Annotated in this window: 9 protein-coding genes, 1 tRNA gene and 1 riboswitch; of the genes, 2 read left to right on the top strand and 8 right to left on the bottom strand. The window is 70.1% G+C overall.

Going from position 1 to position 12,447, the window contains the following annotated elements; all coding sequences use genetic code 11:
* Window positions 1-71: 71 nt before the first annotated feature.
* Window positions 72-153, bottom strand: a tRNA-Leu gene (locus AB5J51_RS23995).
* A 467-nt stretch (window positions 154-620) separates the two neighbouring features.
* Here AB5J51_RS23995 and AB5J51_RS23990 point away from each other — a divergent pair.
* Together AB5J51_RS23990 and AB5J51_RS23985 are read left to right on the top strand one after the other, a co-directional pair.
* Window positions 621-1,385, top strand: a complete 765-nt coding sequence (locus AB5J51_RS23990) for an ABC transporter ATP-binding protein (RefSeq protein WP_107093736.1) — start codon at window positions 621-623, stop codon at window positions 1,383-1,385.
* A gap of 59 nt (window positions 1,386-1,444) precedes the next feature.
* Window positions 1,445-3,997 carry an ABC transporter permease gene (locus tag AB5J51_RS23985; protein WP_136226211.1) on the top strand — a complete coding sequence of 851 codons (2,553 nt, stop codon included), beginning with the start codon at window positions 1,445-1,447 and terminating at the stop codon, window positions 3,995-3,997.
* 136 nt (window positions 3,998-4,133) lie between these two features.
* Here the strand turns inward: AB5J51_RS23985 and AB5J51_RS23980 are convergent, their stop codons facing one another.
* The 7 genes from AB5J51_RS23980 to AB5J51_RS23950 all read right to left on the bottom strand — a co-directional run bounded on the left by AB5J51_RS23980 (window position 4,134) and on the right by AB5J51_RS23950 (window position 12,025).
* On the bottom strand, window positions 4,134-5,519 hold the full coding sequence (locus tag AB5J51_RS23980; RefSeq protein ID WP_369778616.1) for a class I SAM-dependent methyltransferase: 1,386 nt from the start codon (window positions 5,517-5,519) through the stop codon (window positions 4,134-4,136).
* Window positions 5,520-5,726: 207 nt separating this feature from the next.
* Window positions 5,727-7,112 carry an NAD(P)/FAD-dependent oxidoreductase gene (locus tag AB5J51_RS23975; protein WP_030296962.1) on the bottom strand — a complete coding sequence of 462 codons (1,386 nt, stop codon included), beginning with the start codon at window positions 7,110-7,112 and terminating at the stop codon, window positions 5,727-5,729.
* Between the two features lie 446 nt (window positions 7,113-7,558).
* Complete coding sequence (locus tag AB5J51_RS23970) at window positions 7,559-8,500, bottom strand: Ppx/GppA phosphatase family protein (RefSeq protein ID WP_136226212.1); 942 nt, start codon at window positions 8,498-8,500, stop codon at window positions 7,559-7,561.
* Entirely contained in the window at window positions 8,497-9,045 is a 549-nt protein-coding gene (locus AB5J51_RS23965; RefSeq protein ID WP_136226213.1) for a DUF501 domain-containing protein, read from the bottom strand. The genes AB5J51_RS23970 and AB5J51_RS23965 overlap by 4 nt, the downstream gene beginning before the upstream one ends.
* A gap of 74 nt (window positions 9,046-9,119) precedes the next feature.
* Window positions 9,120-9,608 carry a septum formation initiator family protein gene (locus AB5J51_RS23960; protein WP_369778615.1) on the bottom strand — a complete coding sequence of 163 codons (489 nt, stop codon included), beginning with the start codon at window positions 9,606-9,608 and terminating at the stop codon, window positions 9,120-9,122.
* Window positions 9,609-9,726: 118 nt separating this feature from the next.
* A complete protein-coding gene (gene eno, locus AB5J51_RS23955) occupies window positions 9,727-11,013 on the bottom strand; it encodes a phosphopyruvate hydratase (protein ID WP_053688163.1) in 1,287 nt (428 codons plus the stop codon).
* Between the two features lie 319 nt (window positions 11,014-11,332).
* Window positions 11,333-12,025, bottom strand: coding sequence for a transglycosylase family protein (locus tag AB5J51_RS23950; protein WP_369778614.1), 693 nt, complete (start codon window positions 12,023-12,025; stop codon window positions 11,333-11,335).
* Between the two features lie 2 nt (window positions 12,026-12,027).
* Window positions 12,028-12,199: riboswitch (cyclic di-AMP (ydaO/yuaA leader) on the bottom strand.
* Between the last annotated feature and the right edge of the window lie 248 nt (window positions 12,200-12,447).

Genomic DNA, 12,447 nt, shown 5'->3' with positions numbered 1-12,447 from the left:
ACCCTACTGCTCGAGGAGGATCTTAGGAGAAGGCACGGCGAAGCGCCGGAGATATCGGGAAGGTGCGGGAGTGCCCGGAGCCGGACTTGAACCGGCACGGCCTTAAGGCCAGCGAGGTTTAAGCTCGCCGTGTCTGCATTCCACCATCCGGGCAGGGCGTAGCGGCTCCCGTACAAAAAGCACTGAACGCTGCGCCGAGCCTATCCGGAACGCCCAGGTCGCAACCGGGTCCTCTATCCGATGTTGTCTGATTCTATTGGCGCTTGAGGGTCCGTCAGGAGCGAGAACACACGGTGGGCCCGTTACGGGTGGCGATCACACCCGAAACGGGAATGACGGGATTTCGATGGCTCGCGCCACCCTCCCGCCACCCCGGGCCACCCCGGGCCGCGCGCCCCGCCCCCGGGCACGGCCGGGCACCGGTCCGCCCCCGAGTGCCGCCCGGCCGGCTGTCATACCAGAGGAGGAGGCGGGACGTCCCGCGATCAGACTCCAGTGGGCCAGGGAACGGGCACCGCGGCTGATCCCCGGAGCCACGGGCGCGGCGACGATGGGAGAGTCCCGCCGATCAGCAGACCGCACCCCGGTCCGCAGCCCGAGGAGTCGCTTCCGTGACCACCATGAACTACGCCCCCCACACCACCCAGGCCGTCGCCGCCCGGGCGACCGGCCTCTCCAAGGTGTACGGCCAGGGCGAGACCCAGGTGGTCGCCCTCGACAACGTCTCCGTGGACTTCGGGCAGGGCCAGTTCACCGCGATCATGGGGCCCTCGGGCTCCGGCAAGTCCACGCTGATGCACTGCGTCGCCGGCCTGGACACCTTCTCCGCCGGCTCCGTCCGCATCGGCGACACCGAGCTGGGCACCCTCAAGGACAAGCAGCTGACCCAGCTGCGCCGGGACAAGATCGGCTTCATCTTCCAGGCGTTCAACCTGCTGCCGACCCTGACGGCGCTGGAGAACATCACCCTGCCCATGGACATCGCGGGCCGCAAGCCCGACAAGCAGTGGCTGGACAACGTGATCAGCATGGTCGGCCTCTCCGACCGGCTCGGCCACCGCCCGACCCAGCTCTCCGGCGGCCAGCAGCAGCGCGTGGCCGTGGCCCGCGCCCTGGCCTCCCGCCCCGAGATCATCTTCGGTGACGAGCCGACCGGAAACCTGGACTCGCGCTCCGGCGCCGAGGTCCTCGGCTTCCTGCGCAACTCCGTCCGCGAGCTCGGCCAGACCGTCGTCATGGTCACCCACGACCCGGTGGCCGCCTCCTACGCGGACCGCGTCATCTTCCTCGCCGACGGCCGCATCGTCGACGAGATGCTCAGCCCCACCGCCGACGGGGTGCTCGACCGCATGAAGGCCTTCGACGCCAAGGGCCGCACCAGCTGAGGGACTGCCCCTCCGCCAGTCCTCCGCCGCTGACCCACGACATCCTGGACTCCTCCACCATGTTCCGTACCGCCCTGCGCAACGTCCTCGCGCACAAGGCCAGGCTGCTGATGACGGTGCTCGCCGTCACCCTCGGCGTCGCCTTCGTATCCGGCACCCTCGTCTTCACCGACACCCTCAAGAAGTCCCTCTCCGGCCAGTCCGCCAAGAGCTACGAGGGAGTGGCCGTCTCCGTCACCTCCTACGGCCAGGGCCGCAACGCAGCGGGCGAGAAGGAGGGCGAGCCCGGCCTCAGCCAGCAGACCCTCGACAAGGTCAAGGCGCTCCCGGGCGTGGCCTCCGTCTCGGGGCGCGTCTCCGGCTTCGCCGGCGTCGGCGACGAGAACGGCAAGCTGATCGGCTCCGGCTGGTCCAACCAGGGCGCCAACTACACGCCCGCCAAGGACGGCAAGGACCCGCGCTACGCGTTCACCCAGGGCGCCGGCCCGGCCAAGGCCGACGAGATCGCGCTCGACAGGGCAACCGCCGACAAGGGCAAGTACAAGGTCGGCGACAAGGTCCGCGTCGCCACCAACGGCCCGGTCAAGGAGTACTCCCTCGCCGGTGTCTTCACCACCGAGGACGGCGCCGTCCAGGCCGGCGGCAGCCTGGTGCTCTTCGACACCAAGGTCGCCCAGGAGCTCTACCTCAAGCCCGGCTACTTCCAGGAGATGTCGGTCGGCGCCAAGGACGGCACGTCCGCCGACAAGCTGCTCGCCGACATCAAGCCCCTGGTCGACGGCAAGAACACCAAGGCGCAGACGGGTGCGGCGCTCGCCAAGGAGCAGGCCAAGGAGATCGAGAAGGGCCTGGGCCAGATGGGCACCATGCTGCTCGTCTTCGCCGGCATCTCGCTCTTCGTCGGCATCTTCCTGATCTACAACACCTTCACCATGCTGGTCACCCAGCGCACCAAGGAGCTGGCCCTGCTGCGCGCCGTCGGCGCCAACCGCGGCCAGGTCATGCGCTCGGTGCTCGCCGAGGCCCTGGTCGTCGGCGCCGTGTCCGCCGCCGTCGGCCTGATCAGCGGTATCGGCCTCGCGGTCGGCATGCGCTCCCTGATCGGCTCCTTCGGCGCCAAGCTCCCGGGCGGTGGCCTGGTGATCGCCCCGGGGACCGTCGTCGCGGCCCTGGTCATCGGCGTCCTGGTCACGACGATCGCCGCAGTGCTGCCGGCCTGGCGCACCGGCCGGATCGCCCCGGTCGCCGCCATGGGCAGCGCCCACCTGCCGGCCACCGCGAAGTCCCTGGTCCTGCGCAACGTCCTCGGTTCCGTCATCAGCCTCCTCGGCATCGGCCTGGTCGTGCTCGGCGTGTCCATGGGCGGCGACGAGGGCCGCATGACCATCGGCGCAGGCGCCTTCTTCATGCTCATCGGCATGATCGTGCTGCTGCCGCTGCTGTCCAAGCCGGTCATCGGGGCCGTCCGCCCGCTGCTGCAGAAGGTGTTCGGGATCCCCGGCAAGCTGGCCTCCCAGAATGCCGTCCGCAACCCGCGCCGCACCGCCGTCACCGCCGCGTCCCTGGCCATCGGCCTGACCCTGGTCACCACGCTGTCGGTGCTCGGCATCACCGTGGGCAAGGTCGTCGACCGCATGAGCACGGAGAAGCTCAAGGCGGACTACAAGGTCTCCATGGCCGACGACATGGGCGGCCTCGACAAGTCGGTGGCCGAGACCCTGGCCAAGGCTCCCGGCATCAAGGCCGTCTCCCCGCAGACGGCCGGCTACTTCAAGGTCGGCGAGGACTTCCGGTCGGCGTCCGGTGTCAACCCGGCCGCCATCGGCCAGCTGCTGAACATCGAGACGGTCAGCGGCTCGGTGGACTCCCTCGGCAAGGGCGAGATCCTGGTCGCCGAGAAGACCGCGAAGAAGCAGAACCTCGGCGTCGGCTCCACGCTCAAGGTGCGGTACGACGACGGCCAGGAGGCCACCCTCAAGGTCGGCGCGGTCTACAAGGACATGGAGGGCCTGCTCTCCCCGTACGTCATCGACGGCAAGATCCTCGGCGAGCACAGCGAGGAGCAGTACGTCCGCGAGGTGTACGTCAACGTCGACGGCGGGGCGTCCAAGGCCGGCCAGCAGAAGGTCATCGACGCCCTCGGCAAGAACCCGGCGATCACCGTCGCCACCCAGCAGGACATGCGCAACGAGATGGGCGGCATGATCAACACGATGCTGAACGTCATGTACGGCCTGCTCGGCATGGCGCTGATCATCTCGGTGCTCGGTGTGGTCAACACCCTGGCGATGTCCGTCTTCGAGCGGACCCAGGAGATCGGCATGCTGCGGGCGATCGGTCTCGACCGGGGCCGGGTCAAGAACATGATCCGCCTGGAGGCCGTCGTGATCTCGCTCTTCGGAGCGACCCTGGGCGTCGCCATCGGCATCTTCCTCGCCTGGGCGGTCGGCACCACGCTGGCGAAGGCCATGCCGAACTACGAACTGATCCTCCCGTGGGACCGGATCGGCATCTTCCTCCTGCTGGCCGCCGTGGTCGGCGTCCTGGCCGCCATGTGGCCGGCCCGCAGCGCGGCCCGCCTGAACATGCTGACCGCCATCAAGACGGAGTAGCGCAGAGCGGTTCGCAGGGACACGGAAGGGCCCCGGGGCACACGCCCCGGGGCCCTTCCCGCGTTCGTGCGGGGACCTGGGGTACGGGACCTGCCGTACGCGGGGCCTGCCGTACGCCGGGCCTGCCGTACCGGGCTCACGCGCCCCAGGTGCGCAGCCGCAGCGGCAGGCCCGAGCGGCCGGCCGTCGCGGGCTTCACCGCGAGGACCTGGTTGACGCCGAGCCGGCCGTGCTCGAAGCCCAGCGCCGAGGCCGCCATGTACAGCAGCCAGACCCGGGCCCGCCCTGGCGAGGTCAGCCGTACGGCCTCCTCCCAGTGCTCCTCCAGCCGGGCCACCCAGGCGCGCAGGGTCAGCCCGTAGTGCTCGCGCAGCGCCTCCACGTCGCGGACCTCGAACCCGGCGCGTTCCAGCTCGCCCACCGTCGTGCCCAGCGGGGAGAGCTCCCCGTCGGGGAAGACGTAGGCGTCGATGAACTCGTCCACGTGGTACGCCTCTTCGTCCGGGTCCGGCGGGCGCGCGATCTGGTGGTTCAGCAGCCGGCCGCCCGGGGTCAGCAGGCCGTGCAGGGTGCGGGCGTACTCGCGGTAGCGCTCCGCGCCGACGTGCTCGGCCATGCCGATGGACGAAATGGCGTCGTACGGGCCGTCCTTGACGTCCCGGTAGTCCTGGATCCGGATGTCGACCCGGTCGGCCAGGCCCTCCTCCGCGGCCCGCTTGCGGGCGTACACGGCCTGTTCGCGCGAGAGGGTGACGCCGGTGACGCGGACCCCGTACTCCCGGGCCGCGTGCAGGGCCATGGAGCCCCAGCCGCAGCCGACGTCGAGGAGCCGCAGGCCGGGCTCGAGGCCCAGCTTCCGGCACACCAGGTCGAGTTTGTCCCGCTGGGCGTCCTCCAGGGTGGCGCTGGGGCTCCAGTAGGCGCAGGAGTACACCATCGAGGGGCCCAGCACGTGCTCGTAGAACTCGTTGCCGACGTCGTAGTGATGGCTGATCGCCTGCCGGTCGCGGCTTCTGGTGTGCAGGGGGCCGCCGCGGCGCGGGGCCTCCTCCGGCGGCGGAGCGGGCGCCGGCCACGGCCGGGCCAGGGCGACGAGGTCGCGCAGGGCGGACCGGGCGGCGGGGTCGCGCAGCAGCGCGGCGGTCCCGGCGGCGCCCGTCATCGCCCGGTGCGGCAGGTGGGGGCGCAGGGCGGCGAGTTTGCCGAGCCCCGAGCGGCGGACCGCCGGCTCGGCTTCGGGGGCGGTGACGGGATCCCGCTCCCAGAGCAGGCCGGCCACCCGGTCGAGCAGTTCGAACAGGTCGCCCTCGACGGTGATGTCGCCGGCGACCCAGGCACGGGCCAGGCCCAGTTCACCCGGTCGCCACAGGACACGGCGCAAGGCGCGCCGGTTGGCCAGCACCAGGGTGGGGCCGGTGGGCGGTCCGGCCTCGCTGCCGTCCCAGGCGCGAATCCGGACGGGCACGGGGGCGCCCAGCAGTGTCTCGGCGAGAGCGGCCAGCCGCGGCGCGGCGTCGGTCATCGTAGGCACCTCCAGAACGATCCGACCGAACGGCCTACCCATTTCCGGGATCCGTCAATCGGACACCGCTCCAACGGCGGGGTCGCCGGAGGGCCGCCGAGGAGGCCGCCGAGGGGGCCGCCGGGAACGCCGAAGGGGCCGCCCGCACCACGGATGGCGGGCGGCCCCTTCGGGGACGTGCTGGAGGTGTTGCCGGTCAGGCCCGGGTCAGGAGGCCTTGGCCTTCGCGGCGGGGGCTGCCGCGGCGGCCGGAGCCGGCGCCGGCTTGGCGGCCTCGTAGAACTCCTCGCGCGGGGTCTCGAGCGCACCGAGGGAGACGACCTCGCGCTTGAGGAACATGGCGAGGGTCCAGTCGGCGAAGACGCGGATCTTGCGGTTCCAGGTCGGCATGGCCATGCCGTGGTAGCCACGGTGCATGTACCAGGCGAGCCGGCCCTTGAGCTTGATCTTCGTCTTGCCCATGACGATCATCGCGACGCCCTTGTGGAGGCCGAGGCCCGCCACCGCACCCTTGTTGGAGTGCGAGTACTCGGCCTGCGGGAAGCCCCGCATGCCCGAGATGACGTTGTCGCCGAGGACCTTGGCCTGGCGCAGCGCGTGCTGGGCGTTCGGCGGGCACCAGGCGTTCTCGACGCCGGCCTTGCGGGCGGCGACGTCCGGGACCTGGGCGTTGTCGCCCGCGGCCCAGATGTAGTCGGTGCCCTGGACCTGGAGGGTCGGGGCGGTGTCGACGTGGCCGCGCGGGCCGAGCGGCAGGCCGTAGCGGGCCAGCGCCGGGTTGGGCTTGACGCCTGCGGTCCACACGATGGTGTCGGAGTCGACCTCGAGGCCGTTCTTCAGCACCACGTGGCCGTCCACGCAGGAGTCCATGGAGGTGCTGAGGTAGATCTCGATGCCGCGGGACTCGAGGTGCTCCTTGCCCCAGGTGCCGAGCTTGGGCCCGACCTCGGGGAGGATCTTGTCGGCCGCGTCCACCAGGATGAAGCGCATGTCCTCGCGCTTGATGGTGGTGTAGTACTTCGCGGCGTCGCGGGCCATGTCCTCGACCTCGCCGATCGTCTCGGCACCGGCGAAGCCGCCGCCGACGAAGACGAAGGTGAGGGCCTTGCGGCGGACGTTCTCGTCCGTCGTGGACTCGGCCTTGTCAAGCTGCTCGAGGACGTGGTTGCGCAGGCCGATGCCCTCTTCGACGCCCTTCATGCCGATGCCCTGTTCGGCGAGGCCGGGGATCGGGAAGGTGCGGGAGACGGCGCCGAGCGCGATCACCAGGTAGTCGAAAGGCAGCTCGTACGCCTCGCCGACGAGCGGCGTGACGACGGCGACCTTGCGGTCCTGGTCGATGCTGGTGACCCGGCCGGTGAGAACCTCTGCCTTGGGCAGCACGCGTCGCAGCGGGACGACGACGTGCCGAGGCGAGATGCTGCCTGCGGCCACTTCGGGGAGGAAGGGCTGGTAGGTCATGTACGACCGCGGGTCGACGACCGTGACGGTCGCCTCGCCATAGCGCATCTTCTTCATGATCCGCTTGGCCGCGTACAGGCCTACGTACCCACCTCCTACAACGAGGATCCTGGGACGCTCCGTGGTGCTCATGGAACGAGTATCCAGCACCCAAAGGGGTGTCGCTCGTGAGCCCCTTCACAAGGTGCCGAAAGGGCTCTGCTACACTGCGCGGCCCACGTGACGGAGGTCATGGCGCCGAACGGGAACCAGGGTGTAACGGGAGTCGTTGTTCACCCGTCCTGAACTGGCCTCCAAGCCCGTAAGCGGAGTAGACCACCGGGTTGGTGGATACCTACCGACGAGGCCGGACTGCGCCCTCGAAACGCACGAACGCCACGAAAAAGAGGCCTGCGAGCCCCGGGAGCCCCCCAAAGAGGCCTTCCCGCGGCCCATCAGGCCCCGTTTCCTTGTGAAGAACTTCACGAACTTTCTGCGGAGGACGGGACCTAAAGCCCCCGTAAGGGCCCCCGGACGTCCCCGACAGGCTCCCCACGACGCCCGCACGAGCCCCGCACCAGCCTCCCGCGACCCACCCGTCAGGCGATGGACCAGGCGATTCCGTCGAGGATGTCGTGCTCCGAGACCACGACCTCCGCGGCGCCGATGCGCTCCATGATCGCGAGCAGCACGAGGGCGCCCGCGCCGATGACGTCCACCCGGCCCGGGTGCAGGACCGGGATCGCCGCGCGTTCGGCGTGCACCGACGTCAGCATGCGTTCGGTGATCTCACGGACCTGCTCGTACGGGATGCGCGCGTGGTGGATCGCGGAGGAGATGTACTCCGGCAGCCCCAGCGCGATCCCGGCGACCGTGGTCACCGAGCCGGCCAGGCCCACCAGCGTGCGCGCCTCGGACAGCGGGACCGTCTGCTCCACGAGGTCCAGCGCCGCCTCGATGTCGGCCTTTATGGCGGCGATCTGCTGCGCGGTCGGCGGGTCGGTGACCGCTCCGTCCACCACCAGGTGGCGCTCGGTCATGCGGACGCAGCCCACGTCGACCGAAAGGGCCGCCCGTACGTGCTCCTCGCCGACGACGAACTCGGTCGAGCCGCCGCCGATGTCCACCACCAGGAACGGCTTCTCCATGTGGGTGGTGCCCGTCAGCTCCTTGGTGGCGCCGATGAAGGAGAACTCCGCCTCCTGGTCACCGGAGATCACCTCGGGCTCGACGCCCAGGATGCCGAGGACCCCCTGAACGAACTCGTCCCGGTTCTCGGCGTCGCGGGAGGCCGAGGTCGCCACGAAGCGCAGCCGCTCCGCACCCAGCTCCTTGATGACCGCCGCGTACTCGCGGCAGGCAGCGAAGGTGCGCTCCAGCGCCTCCGGGGCCAGCCGGCCCGTCTTGTCCACGCCCTGGCCCAGGCGGACGATCGTCATCCGCCGGTCCAGCTCGACCAGCTCGCCGGTGGCGGGGTCGCAGTCCGCGACGAGCAGGCGGATGGAGTTCGTACCGCAGTCGATGCCGGCGACGCGGGTCACGCGTCCGCCTCCTTCTTCTCCGCCTTCTGCGCGCACGGGGTGACGCAGGCGCCCTTGGCCCACCACTCCGGCAGCATGGCGAGGGCCTCGTCGCCGAACGGGTTCACTCCGGGGCCGGCGGCCAGCGAGTGACCGACCAGCACGTGCAGGCACTTCACCCGGTCCGGCATCCCGCCGGCGCTCGGGAAGCCCTGGAGCACCTCGATGGCGTCACGGCGCCGGATGTAGTCCTCGTGCGCGGCCTGATAGGCGGCGGCCAGCTCGGGGTCCTCGGCGAGGCGGGCCTGCATCTCCTTCATCACGCCGTTCGCCTCGAGCGTGCCGATCGCGGAGGCCGCGCGCGGGCAGGTGAGGTAGTACAGCGTCGGGAAGGGCGTGCCGTCGGGGAGGCGCGGGGCGGTCTCCACCACGTCCGGCTGGCCGCAGGGGCAGCGGTGGGCGATGGCGCGCAGCCCGCGCGGCGGGCGGCCGAGCTGCTGCTGGAACGCGTCGATGTCCGCGTCGGTCGGCTCGGTCCGGTCGGTCTGGGGCGGGGGCGTCTGCATGCCTGGAGGAAGTCTCTTCGTTCTCGTGGATGGGTGCGGTGCTCGGGGCGCGGTACTCGCAGTGCCGTTGCCCGTCACTCGCCGGGGCGGTCGGCCTTGTCGACGCCGTCCCAGACGTTCGAGTACCAGGGCCGGCCGGATCCGGCCGTTCCGGTGCGGTGCCGCTCGGTGGCCCCCGCCCCGGGGTCGGTCATGATGTAGCTGATCTCGCCCGGTCGGACGAAGTGCAGGTGCTTGCGCGCCTGCTGCTCCGCGTACGCGTTGTCCTGCCAGCGGGCCTTCTCGTCGCGGAGGCGTTCGAGGCGTCGGCTCGCGGCCTCGGCGGCCCGCTGCTGCTCCGCGATCTCCGAGCGCTGGGAGACGTACTGGCGCATCGGATACGCGAGGGCGACGACCAGCGTACAGAGGACGAGCACCAGGAGTGCGGCCCGGCCGGTGAGCCGGCTGCGGCGGACCTGGCGGCGCGTCTGCGAGCGGTAGACGTGGGCGGCGGTCCGCTCGCCGAGCTGCTTGAGCCTGGTCGCGGTGGAGAAGGTGGAGAACCGATCCCGGTTCCCGGCCATTGATCCCGCCTCCCCTTGTACGCGGTACGCACTACGCAATACGTCCCCGCACACGGTACGGGACCGAGTGCGGGGACGTACGGAAGCAAGAGCGTGATTAACGCTCGGCCTTCAGCCCTCAGCCCTTGAAGCGCGGGAAGGCGGAGCGGCCCGCGTACACCGCGGCGTCGTCGAGGATCTCCTCGATGCGCAGCAGCTGGTTGTACTTGGCGACGCGGTCCGAGCGGGCCGGGGCGCCGGTCTTGATCTGACCGCAGTTCACGGCGACGGCGAGGTCGGCGATGGTGACGTCCTCGGTCTCACCGGAACGGTGCGACATCATGCACTTGAAGCCGTTGCGCTGGGCCATCTCGACGGCGTCGAGGGTCTCGGTCAGCGAACCGATCTGGTTCACCTTGACGAGCAGGGCGTTCGCGGAGCCCTCCTCGATACCGCGGGCCAGGCGCTCGGGGTTGGTGACGAAGAGGTCGTCGCCGACGATCTGGACCTTGGAGCCCAGCTTGTCGGTGATGACCTTCCAGCCGGCCCAGTCGTCCTCGTACAGCGGGTCCTCGATGGAGACGAGCGGGTACGCGGAGACGAGCTCCTCGTAGTACTCGGTCATCTCGGCGGCCGAGCGGGACTGGCCCTCGAACTCGTACTTGCCGTCCTTGTAGAACTCGGACGCGGCGACGTCGAGCGCGAGCGCGATGTCCTTGCCCGGGGTGTAGCCGGCCTGCTTGATGGCCTCGACGATGAGGTCGAGCGCGGCGCGGTTGGACTCCAGGTTCGGGGCGAAGCCGCCCTCGTCGCCCAGGCCGGTGGACAGGCCCTTGGTGTGCAGGACCTTCTTGAGGGTGTGGTAGACCTCGGCACCCCAGCGCAGCGCCTCGGAGAAGGACTCCGCGCCGATCGGGGCGATCATGAACTCCTGGATGTCCACGTTGGAGTCGGCGTGCGACCCACCGTTGAGGATGTTCATCATCGGAACGGGCAGCAGGTGCGCGTTCGGGCCGCCGAGGTAGCGGAAGAGCGGGAGGTCCGAGGCCTCGGACGCGGCGTGCGCGACGGCGAGGGACACGCCGAGGATGGCGTTGGCGCCGAGCGAGCCCTTGTTGTCGGTGGCGTCCAGGTCGAACATGGCCTGGTCGATCAGGCGCTGCTCGGTGGCGTCGTAGCCGACGAGCTCCGGGCCGATCTGCTCGATGACCGCGAGGACGGCCTTCTCGACACCCTTGCCCATGTAACGGTTGGGGTCACCGTCGCGGAGCTCAATGGCCTCGAAAGCACCGGTGGAGGCGCCGGACGGAACTGCAGCACGGCCGGTGCTGCCATCGTCGAGGCCCACCTCGACCTCGACCGTGGGGTTGCCTCGGGAGTCCAGGATTTCCCGGGCTACGACGACGTCGATGGACGGCACGAGCATCTCCTTCTGGGATGTGACGCTGGGTGTGCGGTGGCATGTCGGGCCGTGGGATGGCCCCGCCGACTAGAGCCTAACCGGCTCCGGGCACTAGGCCGGCCGACCGCCCGCCTCCTGGGACGAAAAAGGGCCCGAATACCCGCCTTCCGGTACATAGGACTCCTGATCGCCACCGTCCCGGCCGGGTCCGGGGCGGGTCCGGGAGGGGAACAGGAGGGGCCCGGGCCGGAAAAACGCCGCCGCCCGGCGCGTGAGGGGAAGACGCGCCGGGCGGTGGGGATGCTGCGTGCTGTGCTCGCTGCCGCAGTTGTTACGGCAGGGTTCAGCTGAGCTTCAGCTTCTGACCGGGGAAGATCAGGTCGGCGTCCGAGACGATGTCCTTGTTGAGCTCGAAGAGCTTCTCCCAGCCGCCCTTGACGCCGTTGGTCTCGGCGATGGTGCCGAGGGTGTCGCCGGGCTTGACCTCGTACGAGCCGTTGCCGGTCTTCGGGGCCGGGGCCTCGGAGCGCTCGGAGCGGGTCGTCGGAGCCTCGGAGCGCTTCGTCTCCTTCTTCGGCTCGGTCTTCTTCGGCTGGGTCTTCTTGGTCTCGGTCTTCTGCTCCGTCTTCTTCGGGGTGTCGGTCGTACCACCGCCGGTGTAAGAGGAGTTGGAGAGGCCGACGCCGCAGGACGGCCACGCACCCTTGCCCTGGCCCTTGAGGACCTTCTCGGCTATGGCTATCTGCTGCGACTTGGAGGCCTGGTTGGCCTGCGCGGCGTACGCCTTGCCGCCGTACGCGGCCCAGGTGGAGGACGAGAACTGCAGGCCGCCGTAGTAGCCGTTGCCCGTGTTGATGGACCAGTTGCCGCCGGATTCGCACTGCGCGACGCGGTCCCACTCGGACGCGGTGGCGGCGGAGGCCGAGCCGGCCGCCATCAGCGGGGCGGCGACGACGACACCGGTGACGCCGGCGAGCGTGACGATGCGGGCAGCCTTGGAGGCGCGACGGTGCTTGCCCTTGCCGGAAAGCAGCATGGAGTTCTCCTCACCGACGCCTGCGAGGTGAGCTGTCGGGTTCGGGCGGATGAGTGCCCGGCCGTGCGACGTGGCGCACGACTTAACCCCTAGCCGTTTCCGTGACCGTCTCTCAACGGCCGGTCCCGGCGCCTACCTTGGTTCCCCCGCTCCTGCCTTCGGCGCTTGACGCGACGACTGTTCCCTCCGGCCGCCGGCAGGATTCGGCGATGCGGTCGAAGGAGCCCGCGGTGGCGGGCGACTCAGAAGGTAGACAGGTCTCTCCCCGATGTTCAACGAGGAACACCGGGGAGAAACGGCCCCTACTTGCGCTCCCCTTACGGGCGTTTGCGCAGGTGAGGACGGGGTTTGCGGAAGGCTCCGGACGGGACACGCCAGTTGACCGGAAGAGACACATGTCTCACTTGCAGATAACGGACATT

This window comes from Streptomyces sp. R33, from assembly GCF_041200175.1.
GTDB classification, from domain to species: domain Bacteria; phylum Actinomycetota; class Actinomycetes; order Streptomycetales; family Streptomycetaceae; genus Streptomyces; species Streptomyces katrae_B.
The sequence above is the reverse complement of the archived record's forward strand: the minus strand, read 5'-3'. Positions and strand labels throughout refer to the sequence as shown.